Genomic DNA, 16,288 nt, shown 5'->3' with positions numbered 1-16,288 from the left:
CTCACTAGAGGACTGCCGGAGATTACTCACCGGCGGGGTGAGATGAAACCGGATGTTGCGATGATTATTTCCTGCTATAACGAAGCAGAGGTGATCTCAAAAAAACTAGAAAACACCCTGGAGCTGGATTATCCGCAGGAGCGGTTTCAGATCATCGTGGTGTCAGACGGCTCGGATGATGGTACCGATGAAGCGGTAAAAGCGTTTAAAGATGAAAGGATTCAGTTGATCCGGCAAGAGGGCCGGCTGGGTAAGACTATGGGGATCAATCTGGCCATGGAACAGGTCAGGGCCGACATCACAGTATTCAGTGATGCCAACGCGATGTACGCCCCGGATGCCATTAGCAAACTGGTACGGAACTTTGCGGATCTGGATGTGGGTTACGTAGTGGGAGCCGCTCTTTATACCGACGCTGATCTGGGTGCCAGCGCCCGCAATGAAAACCTCTACTGGCGTTATGAGCTGGCCATTAAAGCCATGGAATCCCGTCTGCATTCCGTGGTGGGCGGAGACGGCGCTATTTACGCCATTCGCACCAGACTTTGGGAGCCGTTGCAGCAGCAGGATATCAATGATTTTGTAAACCCACTGCAAATCATCGCCAAAGGCTACCGGGGTGTGTTCGATGCAGATGCAAAGTGCTTTGAAGAAACCGCCGGCGACTTTGGCCGGGAAGCCGCACGCAAGGAGCGCATCGTTAACAGAAGCATTCGCGGTCTCATGCGGGTAGGGCGAGTAGTAAACCCGGCCGCAACTGGCGTGTTCGCGTTTGAAGTTATTTCCCACAAACTACTGCGCTGGCTGATCCCGCTGTTCCTGCTTCTGGGAGCGGCGGGCAGCTTCATTCTGGCGTTTGCGGGCGTCACGCTGTTCAAACTTATAGCGGCAGGCATGTTGCTGGTTTTGCTGCTAACACTTGTAGGACACCTGTCCTCAGACCGAAACCAGCTGCCCGCCTGGGTAGCCACACCTTATTACTTTGTGATGGTGAACGGCTACGCAGTGCGGGGCATAGTGAAAGCGCTTCAGGGACGGACTCAGGTAACCTGGAACAGCGCCAGAAACACCCAGAAAAGGAATTCGGGAGTATCCAGTCGATGAGCACATTACGCGTACTTCAGTTCATAACCCCTGCCGGCTTTTACGGTGCAGAGCGCTGGGTACTGGCTCTGGCAAATAACATGAACCGGGATAGTGTTATCTGCGACCTGGCCGTAACCCGAGAATCGCCGGAGCAGGACCTGTCAGTAGCTGAATACTACCCCCGCAGTGAGGACCAACAGATTCACTACCTCGACATGCGTGGACGTTTTGATATCCGGGTGGTAAAGCGGTTGTGTGACGTTATTCGTAATAACGGCATTGATGTAATTCATACCCACGGCTATAAGTCGGACATCCTTGGGCTTCTGGCGGCGAAGCGAACGGGTATTGTCTGCGTGAGCACACCGCACGGTTTTTCCGGCAACGTCAGTTTCAAGCTTGCGACCTTTATCCGCATGGGTACCCATATGCTGCGCTACTTTGATCGGGTTGTTCCTCTTTCTGAGGAGCTGATGGAAGACATGAAGCGATTTAAAGTGCCGGCACACAAAACAGTGTTTATCCGCAACGGTGTCGACCTCACTGAAATTGACGCCGTTATGAAAAAGCTTCCGCCAGACCAGAAGGCCGATTCAGATTCACGAGTTATCGGCTTTATCGGTCAGATGATACCGAGAAAGAACATAGCTGACCTTATAGATGCATTTGATCGCCTTTATAAACAAAACCCGGATCTTCGCTTACAGCTTCTTGGGGATGGCAGTCAACGATCGGAGCTGGAAAGTCAGGCTGCGGAGTCGGGCTGCGCAAATGCAGTGGAATTTCTCGGGTTTCGCAGCGACCGTCTGGAACTGCTATCCAGGTTCAGCCTGTTTGTTATGACCTCCTCCTTAGAAGGCATTCCCCGTTGTATGATGGAGGCCATGGCGGTGGGTGTGCCCGTCGTTGCCTACGATATTCCAGGGGTTGATCAGTTGGTGGAGCATGGCAAGACCGGAATGCTTGCGCCGTTTGGAGATAAAGCCGCACTGGCAGAGTGCTGTAACCAGGTTCTTGGTGATCCGGCACTGGCAGACCGCCTGAGCCATAATGCCCGGGAGTTGGTCAATGCGCGTTTCTCCGCTGCCCGGATGGCCGATGAGTATGAATCGCTTTTCCGAAAGCTGGTGGGTGAGCCGACAGCGGCGTCCCTGAAGAAAAAGGAGGCCAGCTGATGTGTGGTCTGGCGGGCTTCCTGCGTACTGCAACAACGCCTGACCGGGGCAGTCATCAGCGTTGGCTTGAGGCTATGGGGCAGGCCATTGTTCATCGGGGGCCGGACGCGGGTTCAACCTGGATTGACGAGAACGCAGGTCTTGCGCATCGCAGGCTGAGTGTTCTTGACCTCAGTGATGCTGGCAGCCAGCCAATGGTATCGAACTCCGGACGTTACGTTATTGCCTATAACGGTGAAATTTATAATTTCAAAAAGTTGCGTGGTGAGCTTATGAGCCAGGGGCAGAGCTTTAGAACGCGCACCGATACCGAAGTCTTGCTGGCACTGTACGAAGTGCATGGACCCGCTTGTCTGAAGATGCTCAACGGCATGTTTGCTCTGGCCATCTGGGATCGTACGGCCCGAAAGCTGTTTCTGGCGAGAGACCGCCTTGGGAAAAAACCACTGTATTACTATGCAGCCAATGGTCAGTTCGCATTCGCGTCGGAACTGAAAGCCTTAACTCCGGCACCGTTCGTTAAAACCGAATTGCGCCATGATGCCATCAAAGACTTTTTTGCCTACCAGTATGTACCGGATCCCAAAACCATCTATAAAAATATCCATAAGCTGGCGCCAGGTCACTGGTTAGTTACAGATGGCAAGCATACCCATCAGGAACAGTACTGGGATGTGTCTTTCGGATCACCATCGACCGCCAGTGCTGAGGAACTGGCAGACGGTCTTTATAATTTGATTGATGATGCCGTTCAACTGCGTATGGTCAGTGATGTCCCTCTTGGAGCCTTTCTCAGTGGCGGCATTGACTCCAGTGCCGTGGTTGGCCTCATGACTGATCACGCCAGCAAACCCGTGACAACCTGTGCTATCGGGTTTGATTCCGAACGCTTTGACGAGGTGCACTGGGCTAAAAAAGTTGCAGATCAGTTCTTAACAGATCACCACGAGTTCACCGTTAAAGACAATGTTGCGGATCAGCTCGGCAATATCGCCCGCTTCTTTGATGAGCCTTTTGCCGACCCTTCCTTTGTACCCACCTATTTTGTATCACAGCTGGCGCGGCAGAAAGTCACTGTGGCTCTTGCAGGCGACGGTGGCGATGAAAATTTTGCCGGCTATAACAAATACGAGACAGATCAGCTGGAGAACCGTTTGCGGGGTCAGTTTCCTGCTGTGTTGCGCCGCATGTTTTTCCCGGGCCTGGCCAATCTTGCAGGACTGATGAACACCCGGCCAACGAGGAGGGCCAGATCACTGCTGGCAACTCTGGCTATGGACCCGGATGAAGCATTTTATGTCACCAACAGCTTTTTCCGCATCGATGTGTGGAACAGCCTGGTTACGGGTGAACTGAAGCGCGAAACCCGCGGTTACAACCCTGCAGACATTACCCGCGCCCATTACCAGAACGCCGATACCGACGACCATCTCTCCCGCATACTTTACACCGACCTTAAAACCTACCTGCCGGGCGACATTCTGGTGAAGGTCGACCGGATGAGTATGGCTAATTCGCTGGAGACCCGCGCTCCACTTCTTGATTACCGGGTGGTGGAATACGCAGCACAGATACCGGGCGCACTGAAGCTGAACGGTAAAGAAAAAAAGTACATCCTGAAAAAAGCCTTTGAAAGAATGTTGCCCCAGGATGTTTTGTACAGAAAGAAAATGGGTTTTTCTGTGCCGTTGGCTCACTGGCTGCGCAATGAGTTAAAGCCTGTTGTTGAGCAGACAGTGCTCTCAGAAGACAGCGGGCTGGCTAACTTCTTTGAGCCAGCAAAGGTAAGAAAACTCTGGGAAAAGCACCTTGCAGGTGACGATCAGTTTACCCAGGAACTCTGGTCTTTACTGGCGTTTGAACTCTGGTGGCAACAATATCAGGTGAGCGTATGACAGCCGGGCACGCTAAATCAACAACATTGCCACGCCAGAAGCCACTGAAGGTACTTCATATTACCTTCAATATGGGCATTGGCGGAACAGAACAGGTTATCCGGCAGCTGGTCCAGGGAATGGCCCGGAACGGTGTCGAATCGGAAATTCTGTGTATTGATGGCCATACAGGACCTGTCGGCGAAGCCCTAAGGGAGCAGGGAGTAGCCGTTCATACGGTGGCACGTAAACAAGGATTTGACCGCTCACTGATTACCGCCATTCGGGAGCGACTGAAAGCAGGGCGTTTTGATGTGCTGCACTGTCATCAATACACCCCCTGGCTCTATGGGCGGCTGGCATCCCCGGGAACAGGAGCCAGAGTTGTCTTCACTGAGCACGGCCGCTTCTATCCGGACAGATACCGTTATAAAGCCATGCTCGTCAATCCGGTTATGGCAATGATGACCCCCGCTATTGTTGCGATTTCCGGGGCGACCAGAGATGCCCTTGTACAATACGAGTTCCTGCCAAGGCGCAAAATTCAGGTTGTTTATAATGGGATTGCACCTATAGAGCGGGATGACTCCGAAGCTCAAAAAGTGCGTCGCAGCCTGGGAATTCCCCAGGATGCGTTCGTAGTCGGAACCGTATCGCGTCTGGATCCGGTAAAAAATCAGGAGATGATGCTCAGGGCTTTTAAAGAATTCACCGATCGTAACCCGAATACTTTTTTGCTGATGGTGGGCGATGGGCCTGACAAGAACAAGCTGGTTTCACTGGCAACTGAGTGCGGGATTAGAAAAGAGACGATCTTTGCCGGTTTTATTAATAATCCCGTACACTATCTCTCAGCTATGGATGTGTTTCTGTTGTCCTCACATACAGAAGGCACATCAATGACTTTGTTAGAAGCCATGAGCCTCGAAGTACCCGCAGTGGCCACTCGGGTAGGGGGAACCCCGGAGATTGTTGAAGATGGGGTGACCGGCCTGCTAACCGATCCCGGAAAGGCGTCATCTTTCTCAGCCGCCATCGCCACCCTGTATAAAAGTGACACCCTCCGGAAACGTATGGGTAAGGCTGCGCGGGGGCGCTTTGATGCACGCTTCAGTGCAGGCGCCATGCTTGCCGGCTACAATCAAATTTACGCGGCGCAAAAAACGGCTCCACACCCCTCATTCTCTGCACGGATTGATTAGAGTATGGGTAAGTTTGCGCTTCTCTTCCTGTTTTTATTTACCGCTGGAATCTTTGCGGCACTGATGATTACGCCTGTCTCGTCCGTGCTGGTTTATCAGCTTGTGTACTTTGTAAATCCGGATACCCGCTGGTGGGCGGCCAGCATCCCCGGTCTCCCATACTCCTTTATCGCAGCTCTGGTCATGCTGTTTACGCTGACCGTACGCTATAAACAGCTGTCCCCTCTGGCCCCATGGAAGCAGCAGCCGGTCTTCAAATGGATGCTGGCTTTGCTGGCAATGTACGGGTTGATGATTGTTTTCGCGGTTGTTCCTGCTGCCCACAAATCCTTTACCTATGACTTCGCTAAGCTCGTAATTATTATCCTGGCGGCGTATAAATTAGTCTCCACAGAAAAAGCCCTGGATGCCTGCCTGTGGGCCTATACTGCCGGCGCTACCTATATTGGTTATATCGCCTATTCCGTCGGCAGAGATGGTCAGGGGCGGGTAGAAGGTATTGGAATGGTAGATACTGGCGGTGACGGAAACATGACGGCCGCAGCCATGGTGCCTGCCTTAATCCTTCTCCTCTACAAAGCCTGGATGGGTAACAAAAAGATTCGGGTTCTGGCCATCTTTTGCGGCGCATTTATCGCTAACGGTGTGGTGCTTATTAACAGCCGGGGCGCGTTTCTGGGAGCGGCATGTGGCGCCGTATTTTTTCTGTTTTACATGATTTTCTCCCGATACCAGAGAAAAGGACAAAAGGGCACAGCCGTCCTGATTATTCTGATAGGGCTTGCCGGTACTGCCTATGTTGCTGACGAAGCCTTTTGGTCGCGGATGGAAACAATAAAAGAGGTTGAGGATGGCGGGAAAAGCGGTTCCCATCGTATCGATTTCTGGATGGCCACATTTGATGTGCTTGAGGATTATCCTATGGGGGTTGGCATCCAGGGGTTTATTGAGTTGAGCCCAGGCTATTTGCCCGAGCGTTACTTTGAAAGGCGTAAAACAGGCAAGGCAACTCACTCTACCTGGTTTCAGGTTTTATCAGAAATTGGGTGGGTCGGCTTTTTCTTTCTTGTAGCGCTTCTTGTTTCAACCTTCAAATTGTCCAGAAAAACAAAAAGCTATTTGCTCGCGACCGAAAATTACGATGCCTATTTCAAAATGCTTGCGCTGGAAGGAGCTCTGTTGAGCTTCCTGGTTGCTGCCAGCTTTATTGATCGGGCGCGAGCAGAGATGCTCTATTGGCTTGTTTTGTTTATTGCTATTGCGTCTAACCTTTACTACCTGCGCTATGTTGACCAGGCAAATACAAACACTCCTTATAAAAGGGGTATACGCAAACAATGAAACCATTAGTGTCCGTTATTGTTCCTGTATATAACCGTGCTCACCTCGTCTCGGAAACGATTGAGAGTATTCTTGCGCAAACCTGGGAACCCCTCGAAATCATCCTGATCAACGATGGTTCTACCGATGAGTCCCTGGCGATACTTCGGGATTACGAGCAGCGCTTTCCAGAAAAGGTCCGGGTTTGTGATCAGCCAAACCAGGGTCAGATTGTCGCCAGGAACAATGGCATCAACGCAGCTACAGGCGACTACGTCGCATTTTTAGACAGTGATGATCTGTGGGTTGAAGACAAACTGGAACGTCAGATGCCTTTGTTTAAAGACGGGGTGGGGCTGGTGTATTCAGGTACGGAGGTCATGGACGAAGAAGGCAGAACAATTCGGGTGGAGCCAGCCGACAAAACCATATCGGGTGACATATACGCACTGCTACTCGTAAAAAACCGAATGACTGGCGGTACCGTTGTGGTAAGCGCACAAGCCTTGAACCGCGTAGGTGTTTTCTCCACCGACTTCAAGGCAGCGGAGAACTGGGATCTTTGGCTGCGAATATGCACAGAGTACAGCGCACGAGTTGTGCCTGAGCCATTGACCAGATACAGGCTGCATGACAGCAACATGTCAGGAAACGCACAGTTGATGTTGGATGCGAAGTTGCAGATTATAGAAAAACACTGTGATCTCCAGTCGGATGATGCCGCTATAGCGCGGTGTTCACGCCTGGCCTGGGCTGATTATCACTACCGTCTGGGGATACATTATTTTTCAGCCGGTGATTACAAGTCGGCCCGAGAGTCTTTCCTCTCTGTATACCGGTTTGCCTATCGATATGAGGATGTCTGGGTTCGTCTGCTGCGAAGCTTTCTTGGCCGCAGCGGTAACGATTTTCTCCGCGCACTTAAGAGGAGTTAGCCACCACCTGGTGAACACACAGTCAATAACAAAGCAGACAACCTAACCCAATAAACCGAAGAACCGTTTATGTCTGAAGTAAGAGCCGCATTAATTTATTCGTCGCTGGGTCGTTATATTCTTATGGGGCTGGGACTTGCCAGCACCGTCATCGTTGCGCGCTTATTAACCCCCGAAGAAGTTGGTACATTCGCTATCGCCAGCTCCATTGTTATGGTGATGGCTGAGTTTCGTATTCTTGGAGCCAACACCTACCTTGTTCGCGAGGCAGAGCTAACCGAGGATAAAATCCGGTCAGCTTATGGTTTAACCATATTGATATCATGGAGTCTGGGGTTAGCTGTAATGGTAGCCGCAGTACCTTTGTCAATATTTTTTGATATTGACAGCCTGAAGTATATATTTTCCATACTGGCTATAAGCTTTATTTTTGCGCCTTATATAAGTATTCCCCATGCATTTTTGAGTCGTAATTATGATTTTAAGAAAATAACTATTGTACGGATAGCCTCTGGGCTAGCTGGTATTTTCGCAACGGTAGTTTTTATAAATCTGAGATTTAGTTATTATTCGCTTGCAATTGCTAATGTTTTATCGGTTGTCGTTCAGTTCGCTCTATATCTTTATTTTACTAATGATATAAGAGTCTATCGACCTCAATTCAGAAACCTAAAACCTATAGCGAAGCTTGGTATCTTTACTTCTGTAAGCCATGTCTTGCGTAAAATGCAGTACACAGCCCCTGATATGGTGATTGGTAAAATGGGCACCGCAGGCCAGGTGGGGATATTTTCTCGGGGTTTGGGGTTAATGGTATTTGCATCGGAAGCGCTTCTCTCAGGAATATCTCCGGTTGCTTTACCTTATCTAGCTGACGTCCGGAAAAAAAAGGGCAATATTGCCAGTGCATACAATCGGGCCGCACAGCTGATTACGGGGTTCGCCTGGCCTGTCTTGGCTGTTATAAGTATAGCCAGCTTGCCTGCTATCCGTTTTATGTTTGGTGACCAATGGGATCAGGCTGCGCCAGTTGCTACGATAGTAGCTTACTGGGCGATGTTGCGTGCAGCCAATATATTAGCGCCACATGCTCTTATTGCGGTTGGTAAAGAATCTTCTATGCTGATTAAAGAAATAATTGTGTTTTTGTTTTTTGTTTGTTCAATTGTGATTGGATATTTTGGATGGGGGTTGAGTGGTGCTGGGTACGCATTTGTTTTTTCGGGGTTAGTTGACTTTATCGCATCTGTTTATTTTCTTAAATACAAAGTAGGGGTAATGGTTATGCCTTACTGTTTTTCCCTTTTACCCTCAGCAATTATAGCCGTTATATGCTGGATAACAACTTGGTTGGTTTCTGTAGTCTCGCCATTTTCTACTACAAACCCAGGTTTTACCATCTTACAGATTACACTTGTTTTACCTGTAGTCTGGCTAGTTAGTGTATTTATAGTAAAAAATCCAATAAGAGTAGAAATTATAAGAGCTTATAATGACAGCTTTGGAAGAAAAAGTATGGTTACTAAGAAGTGATGGGGGAGATAATTGAAAAATTTAATAAAAACAAATCTAGTTAAATACCCAAGACTTTATGAAGTATGTAGGAGGTCTTATCACTTTGCAAACTTTCGCTCTATTGCAAAAAATAAAATTAAGATTGCGGAAAGAAATTTGCGACTGTACAAGTATTTTGAATATGTTTACAGTAATGAACTAGATTACTTGAGGCAGCACTGCAAAGACTTGGAAAAAAGTTTTGAAGAGTCAAAATCTATCACACATAAGTGTCTATACTTTCCAAAAGTCGACTTTGAAAAGTCAACTCCTTACAGCGAGTTCTGTTCAGGATCGGAGAACAGCTACATCAAGCATTATCTCACAAAGAATCGCTGGGCTGGCTTATCTTCAGATCAAGCATTCTACCTGGAAGCGACTAGTTTAAAGAGGCTATGGGACATAAGGGAAATCAGTCGGCTACCACATTTCCCTTTTCCCGTCCTACATGGAGTTTCTGAGCAAGAATTTATAGTAAAGATGAGCTATTGTGGATGGTCACTTGATCAGTTACCAATTCCTCGTAAACCGATAAAGGTTAATAACCATATCCAGCAAATTGAAAATATAGTAAATATGCTGATCAAAGCAAAGATTATGCATCTGGACCTGCGTTCTGATGGTAAAAACTTATGCATCGAACCATCTGGTAAATTATCACTTATAGATTTTGACATTGTAGTAATAAATAATGAGTGCCCTTTGAGTTGGCAGATCGCACGGCGGAAGGCGATTGTGAAGCGGTTTCCTGAAGGATATTACAATTGGGCGTTTAACAAGATTAATCGGGCATTGTTAAAACACAAAGATAAGCTCGAGTTGTTGTAGTCAGGTTTAAGGAAATGGGTCATTAGTGTAGTTTTTTAGTTGTTGATCAATAAATTCATCCAATACTTTATTGAGCCACGCACGATAGCGTGTACGCTTACCCCCAGCACTCCAAGGGCCAAGACGAAGTAGTAGATGATGGAAAAAATGCCAGCGTATAGTTGCCTCCGCTACTCCATAGTGCTTAACAATACTAATAATTTTCGGGTGAGTAAATGCCTGAGCTGCATTGCTTACTGAGTTATCGAATGAGGGTAGTGTAAGGGTGAGGGTAAATGCATCGTACAATGGCATTCGTGTTATTTCGAAATCTTCAAAGTCTATCACTGTAATGTGGCATTTATCGATGATGAGGTTATTCAGGCAGAAATCGCCGTGTTGTGGTATAGATAAGCACGTTGGCGTGTAAAGCAGCTCTTTAAAAGCTCTGTCTGCAATGCTTCGAAGCTTCTGTGGTGACCTTTCTCCAGCACTCTCGTACGCGGCTATCGACTTTTGCAACTCAATATGGGGTACGACCCTCACCTCGCTATTGGCCTGTGCTCTGCGCACAGCTGCGTGAAAATCATATAATGACTGCCACATTCTATTTTCAATGCTTACGCGCGCCTTATGAGTCCGTACCTTGGATTTCAACTGAAACCATGGATAACCGCCGACGCCACGCTGAATATCATAGGTTTCGCCATTGAGCTTATAAACACCCAATGGAGTAGGTACTAGGTCGCCAGCTATTTGATGCATATACCTATCTACCTGACTGGCCTTCACCTCGTCGGCGCCATTGACTTTTCGAATAATAAGCAGCGGCTGGTGTTGGTTGTGTCCAAACACAAGGTAAATAGGCCTAGTGGTATTGATACAGGCAACTGACGGCTTGGTCAAAAGTTCATTTTCTAGCCCAGAAGAGTCAAGTAAATGTTTGACAAACAACATGTTAATCCTTATAGATGCTGAGTGCGACACTGCCGACGGCTGGATGAACGCCAACAAACTTGCCGATTATCATCTTGACTATTCTTTTGAACCAGCCTGGATCAACTGGAAGAACATTAGTAGTTACGTAGGAGTCCGCGTTAGTACCAATCTCATATACACATATGGGTTCATTTATTGATGGATAAATTGCAATAATAGCTACGGTTAAATTAGGATTGTCCTCGTAAATAAAATGTTTTAATACTTCGAGAGTCTTTAATCTGCGCCTTAACGAAATCAATTTTGAAACTTTATTTCCGTATGAATTTCTTGAATAAATAATAGTGCAGCATCCAAATTTTTCGAGCATAGCCTTCGCTGCCGACCGTGCCGACAATGGAGCTGAAAGGTCTAACTCTATTAACGGTGTCTTTAAAATGTGTGCTAACTGCACAAGACTCGTTCGAATCGGAATAAAGTCATCCATTATTGATACCTATGAAGGGCCTGTAATGGCTCGCCGGTCCCTGTACCCTCTTACAGGACTTAGGTCGGACGTGCTACGGATATTGCATTGTTTAGAGGCTGATCCGTACGTCTGCTAGTCTAGTGCCCCGCGTTTTTCAACTCAATGATCAATTGCTAAGCTAGTTTAGCTCATAGATCCAAAATGAGGAAGTTAGATACAACTTTCCATTAATAAGAGCAAGAAGTGATCGATAATTCGTGTTTTTCGTTAGATAAGGTGGTGTATGTATTTGCGTCAAGCCATAAGCCTTCACCGTGCCTGTGTAGTGGTCGCTTTTAAAATCTTACAGCTGCCATTATTTATTTATCGTTAGCCCGCGTACAAACGTTAATAATTACCGCAGATAATTCGTCAGAAGGTGACGTGACTAATGACATACTTTTAGCACGAGGTTCTAAGCCCAATGGCTGCATACTGACATGTTATTAAAGGTAGTGCATTAGATAACTTTTAGTTATACTTCAACTTGCCTGCCCCATCAACTGCATAGTTTGATGCAACAACGTAAATCGATTTTGAAGTGCTATAAAGCGTGCTAAATCCTCACGGGATCTTGTGGATGAAAGTAACCGAATCAATTCTGGCCATAGATCGGTTACAGGTATTTTTTCAGAGTGCAATCTCAGTGCCTTCAATACCGTAAATATATTGTTAAGATGTTCTTTCATACTGGGTAGGTTGGTGATTTTATTGCCGGCATATGGCAAATGGGAGTAATGAGGATAACGATCCGAAATTGTTTTTGTGTGAAGGTTTCGTGCTTCATGGATTTCAGCAGGAAAAGATACAAGGAGTCGATGTAGATCTGCAGCTATAAATGGTGTAACTACATGGTTTTTGTGACCAAAAAGATTCCAGCAGCTTGGTGCAATGCATCTTCTTGTGCGGTTTCTTAGATAGAATTCGATAATTGGATTGTTGAAGTCTTGATACTCTTTGAGCTTATTGGAAACTTTTTTAAGTGCGATGTCGTAGGTTAGTCGATGCCTGAGATTGGGCGTAAGAGTTTTTTGCAAATAATCACTGCTCCCCAGCATAAGTCTGGCCAGATCGGTGAACCGTCCCTGTCTGTATAATTTATAGAAATCCTTATCTAACTTTGATTCAGAAAGCCGGTCTCCACCCAGGCCATCCAATATAATATTGCCACCTTGTGCCGACAAATATTCCACCGTTGGGATGATCCACCCGTGGGATTGGCTCTCGTAGTTCAGAAGAGTATTTTTATTTTTCTCATCGCCTAAAATGTCAGATGATTTGTTTAGTATTTCATGGTTGAAACCTAGGGATTTACACAGGGTTTTGGCACAGATATAGTCGTCGTCGGGAGTAGGCGGTAAATGTCTTTGGGTGATGCAAAGTTTTGGTTGGATATTTAACCGATCCAACGCCAAAAGAATATGACGTGAATCTCGGCCGCCAGAAGCAGGAACGATAAGATGGTCAGGATTATTGTAGAACAGGTTTTCCATTAACTCATCAAACTGCTCGCCGTATAATTTTATTGCTTCCTCGACCCTGATGTTGAGCATTGGATTTGGAGCTTCTGTTCGGAATGTTGTTTCCAGCCCGTTTCCAGTGAATTTAAGGATAGCATTGGCTGGAAGCCGCTTGATGTCTGTAAACGCAGTATCATCCCCAAGAAAGTGACCCAAGCGAAGTTGTACCGATAAAGCAGCGTAATCAAGCTGGAAGTTATGACTTGGCAAGCTGTCCAAAACTTCGTGAATGTTGTCGCTGATGACTATTCGGTTTGGTTTATAAAAAATAAAATAGGGAAGCATCCCCAGACGATCTGTTGAAATAGTTACGGAGTCGCCGTCTGCCAGCCACTCAACAAATACTCCGTCCCCTGGCACGCCGGATTCAATTTTGTAACCGTGAAAATGTTTCTTCGGCCCCTTAAACGCAAGGTTTCCATTACTGAATGTGGCGCTAAAAAAACCTCCCTGGTGGCTACCGAGATTCAACATTAAAAGCCTCCTTGGCATTGAGCTTCACTCTTCCGATAAAGATTGCACTGATTCTCGAGAATGTCACAATTTTTGGTTGAAACGCTCTTATTATCCGTGGTCGGGACAAACTGGAAGCTGTAGCTAGGCATGTTTCAGCGTGTGAAGTTATGCACATTTTTTAATTGCTTATGCTTTTCTGCTAACCGAGCCAAAATATTGGCCAGTGTCTGGCTGATTTTCTCAATAAGGAACCGTTTGCGGTTAGGGTACTCTTCGGTAATAAGTTCTCCACGGGCTAACTCAGTGGCTTTCGAAGAGAGGTAGTTCTCAAGCTCTTCCGTGGATTCGAATTCGATGCAGGTACCCAGTTGGTACCTCTCCACTAACCGCCCCAATGCACCTGTTTTCGGGGTGAGGTGTAAAATAGGTCGGTTGATTGCCAGGTAATCGTATAGTTTTGATGGAATCTGGGTTTTTGTGCCCGATTGGATATTGATGACTATATCGGCAGCAGCAAGTAATTGAAGGCAGGCCTGGTAGGGCTTGGCTGGCTCAAGTACTAAAAGCCCTTTTTCGATCAAGTCGGAGTAAGTGTGCCGGATGTCATAGTCTAGGGATACATCACCAATCTGAGTAAAGGTGATTCTCTGGCCTTTTCCTTCAAGAGCCTTGTTTATTTTGCGCAAGGCATCCAGTAAGGGCGCGGGATCTCTTACGCCGTAAAGAAATCCTGCATGGCACAGGGAAAGGGTGTTTTTATCCCGTTCTTGGTGGGTTTGTTGCCTGACGTGTTCAAAATCACGTTGATCAATACCATTAGGCATCACGAAAAACTTATCGCTCTCCAACTCTGGGTAACGCTGAACGAATTCCTCCATTAATGGCTCGGTATTCAGCGAAACAGCTGCTGCATGATTTACTACCTTTTTCTCAAGGGCCGCCCCCCAGCGATCCAGAAGTTTGCCCTTCGATTGATGAAAGGGATTGTTCACCCATGGGTCTCTGAAGTCCACAACCAGGGGTTTGCCGGTGGTTTTACTGATCAGGTAGCCTGTGATCAAGCCAGACCAGGGAGAACCGGTGGCAAAGATCACATCCAGGTTGTGCTGGCGAACAAGTTTTCGGCCTTTCAAGAAAGCCGGAACAATCCAGGGGCCGGCCTGGTCAGGGAAGTAAGACAAGTCGTAGACAAAATCCTTTAACTTCTGGCTCCGGCTGATTTCAGCGGAATCAGCACTGCTTTTAAATGTGGATTTGGCCGGGGTATCTCTACCCTGAGTCTTTCCAGACTGCTTCCCTTTGCCAATCAGGCGGCGCAAGCCGCTGCGAATAGAAAGTAGCAACCGAAAAATGTCCCAAGCGGCGACTCTGTGCACCTTCTCACCGTTTACAGGTAAAGACATGTGGGCCAGTGCATCTGCCTCCTGCGTCACTCTTTCCGGGGTTGTCAGCACATGGCGTTCGCCGTTCTCAAGGTTGCGAATAAACTTAACGGTGCGCATGCTTCCAGGAACACCCGTACTTTCTGTGGGTGGGTAGAAATAGGCAATGAACAAGACCTTTGTTCCTTGAAGGTCTGCGGGGGTGGTTGCCATGTGCTTGTATTCTCCTTGAGTCAGAATAACTGTGCTGGACAAGTCAGCCTGTGAGTCCGACGGTATCGATCAGATGACTGGCTCCCATGAAGCGTTCTCTATGCTTATTAAACGGACTATGTCGCACGAGCACACAAACCACATCGGCATTCTTAAGTGCTTCATTGATGGATACATGTCGGATGTTGTCAGCAGTCAGGCTCTCGGGAAGTTCCTTGGCATTAGGTTCAACCACCAGCACTTGGCAGCCCAGATCTGCAATACTGCGTGTGATTTTCAGAGCAGGGCTTTCGCGAAGGTCATCAATATTGGGTTTGAAGGCAACACCAAAGCAGGCCACACGGATGTCGCGCCTGGTTCTACCTGGGAGCTCTGCATGTAGGGTATCTACTGCCTGACGGACTTTATTCAATACCCACTCGGGCTTAAAATCGTTGACTTCTCGAGCAAGCTTAATGAGTTTTGCTTGCTCTGGTGCACTATCGACGATAAACCAGGGGTCAACCGCAATGCAGTGGCCGCCTACACCCGGGCCGGGAGTAAGGATATTGACTCGTGGGTGGCGGTTAGCCAGTTCGATCATTTCCCAGGCATTAATACCAAGATGGTCACAGACCAATGACAACTCATTAGCAAATGCAATATTCACATCACGGAAACTGTTTTCTGTCAGCTTTGCCATCTCTGCTGTGCGAGCTGTTGTAGTGATACAGTCGCCTTGTACCACTCGTTTATAGAGCTGTCTCGCTGACTCTGAGCATTGAGGCGTCATTCCGCCGATTATTCGGTCATTCTCTACCAGTTCACGAATAACTTGCCCGGGCAATACTCGTTCAGGGCAGTGGGCTATACGAATATCTGAATTCTCTCCAGCCGTATGGGGGAAGGTGAGGTCGGGCCGCTCTTCTGCAAGACAGCCAGATACGAATTCGGTGGTGCCGACAGGCGAGGTGGATTCAAGTACTACAAGGTTGCCGGGTTTTAGCACTACAGCAATGGCACGTGCCGCCGCCTCAACACATGCAAGATCTGGTACTTTGCCATCCTTGAATGGTGTTGGTACAGCGATCAGGAAAGCATCGGCGGGTTCAGGGCGGGTGGCGGCCCTCAGATAACCCTCGGTAACCGCTGCCCGGACCACAATGTCCAGGGAGGGCTCGACAATATGAATGTTGCCTTGATTAATAATATCCACTGCTCGTTGGTTGACATCAACGCCAAGCACGTGAATTCGTCTGGACGCAAAGACAGCGGCCGTAGGAAGGCCTACATAGCCGAGGCCCATGACAACAATCGCCGGTTCGTTCATGCTGAAAT

At 47.7% G+C, this 16,288-nt stretch carries 13 protein-coding genes; 8 read left to right on the top strand and 5 right to left on the bottom strand.

Going from position 1 to position 16,288, the window contains the following annotated elements:
- Positions 1-42: 42 nt before the first annotated feature.
- The 8 genes from FFI95_RS08265 to FFI95_RS08230 all read left to right on the top strand — a co-directional run bounded on the left by FFI95_RS08265 (position 43) and on the right by FFI95_RS08230 (position 9,974).
- Positions 43-1,104 carry a glycosyltransferase family 2 protein gene (locus tag FFI95_RS08265; protein ID WP_246069454.1) on the top strand — a complete coding sequence of 354 codons (1,062 nt, stop codon included), beginning with the start codon at positions 43-45 and terminating at the stop codon, positions 1,102-1,104.
- Positions 1,101-2,261: a glycosyltransferase family 4 protein gene (locus tag FFI95_RS08260; protein ID WP_144821949.1), complete on the top strand. Its 1,161-nt coding sequence runs from the start codon at positions 1,101-1,103 to the stop codon at positions 2,259-2,261. The genes FFI95_RS08265 and FFI95_RS08260 overlap by 4 nt, the downstream gene beginning before the upstream one ends.
- A complete protein-coding gene (gene asnB / locus FFI95_RS08255; RefSeq protein WP_144821948.1) occupies positions 2,261-4,156 on the top strand; it encodes an asparagine synthase (glutamine-hydrolyzing) in 1,896 nt (631 codons plus the stop codon). The genes FFI95_RS08260 and asnB overlap by 1 nt, the downstream gene beginning before the upstream one ends.
- Positions 4,153-5,337, top strand: coding sequence for a glycosyltransferase family 4 protein (locus FFI95_RS08250; protein ID WP_144821947.1), 1,185 nt, complete (start codon positions 4,153-4,155; stop codon positions 5,335-5,337). Before asnB ends, FFI95_RS08250 begins: the two co-directional genes overlap by 4 nt.
- 183 nt (positions 5,338-5,520) lie before the next feature.
- Positions 5,521-6,678 carry an O-antigen ligase family protein gene (locus FFI95_RS08245; RefSeq protein ID WP_186311981.1) on the top strand — a complete coding sequence of 386 codons (1,158 nt, stop codon included), beginning with the start codon at positions 5,521-5,523 and terminating at the stop codon, positions 6,676-6,678.
- Entirely contained in the window at positions 6,675-7,592 is a 918-nt protein-coding gene (locus FFI95_RS08240) for a glycosyltransferase family 2 protein (protein WP_144821945.1), read from the top strand. Before FFI95_RS08245 ends, FFI95_RS08240 begins: the two co-directional genes overlap by 4 nt.
- Positions 7,593-7,661: 69 nt before the next feature.
- Positions 7,662-9,125: an oligosaccharide flippase family protein gene (locus FFI95_RS08235; RefSeq protein WP_144821944.1), complete on the top strand. Its 1,464-nt coding sequence runs from the start codon at positions 7,662-7,664 to the stop codon at positions 9,123-9,125.
- Between the two features lie 12 nt (positions 9,126-9,137).
- Positions 9,138-9,974, top strand: coding sequence for a hypothetical protein (locus FFI95_RS08230; protein WP_144821943.1), 837 nt, complete (start codon positions 9,138-9,140; stop codon positions 9,972-9,974).
- 6 nt (positions 9,975-9,980) lie between these two features.
- Here the strand turns inward: FFI95_RS08230 and FFI95_RS08225 are convergent, their stop codons facing one another.
- The 5 genes from FFI95_RS08225 to wecC all read right to left on the bottom strand — a co-directional run bounded on the left by FFI95_RS08225 (position 9,981) and on the right by wecC (position 16,280).
- A complete protein-coding gene (locus FFI95_RS08225) occupies positions 9,981-10,910 on the bottom strand; it encodes a phosphotransferase (RefSeq protein ID WP_144821942.1) in 930 nt (309 codons plus the stop codon).
- A gap of 1 nt (position 10,911) precedes the next feature.
- Positions 10,912-11,379 (bottom strand): hypothetical protein, encoded by a 468-nt coding sequence (locus FFI95_RS08220; RefSeq protein ID WP_144821941.1) that lies wholly within the window; start codon positions 11,377-11,379, stop codon positions 10,912-10,914.
- Between the two features lie 503 nt (positions 11,380-11,882).
- Positions 11,883-13,394 carry an asparagine synthetase B family protein gene (locus FFI95_RS08215; RefSeq protein WP_144821940.1) on the bottom strand — a complete coding sequence of 504 codons (1,512 nt, stop codon included), beginning with the start codon at positions 13,392-13,394 and terminating at the stop codon, positions 11,883-11,885.
- 134 nt (positions 13,395-13,528) lie between these two features.
- The gene (locus FFI95_RS08210) at positions 13,529-14,971 is read right to left on the bottom strand and encodes a glycosyltransferase (protein ID WP_144821939.1); all 1,443 of its coding nucleotides are present in this window, start codon (positions 14,969-14,971) and stop codon (positions 13,529-13,531) included.
- Positions 14,972-15,014: 43 nt separating this feature from the next.
- Complete coding sequence (gene wecC, locus FFI95_RS08205) at positions 15,015-16,280, bottom strand: UDP-N-acetyl-D-mannosamine dehydrogenase (protein WP_144821938.1); 1,266 nt, start codon at positions 16,278-16,280, stop codon at positions 15,015-15,017.
- Between the last annotated feature and the right edge of the window lie 8 nt (positions 16,281-16,288).

This window comes from Marinobacter piscis, assembly GCF_007671655.1.
GTDB lineage: Bacteria > Pseudomonadota > Gammaproteobacteria > Pseudomonadales > Oleiphilaceae > Marinobacter > Marinobacter piscensis.
Note: the sequence above shows the minus strand (reverse complement) of the source record. Positions and strands in the feature narration are given on the sequence as shown.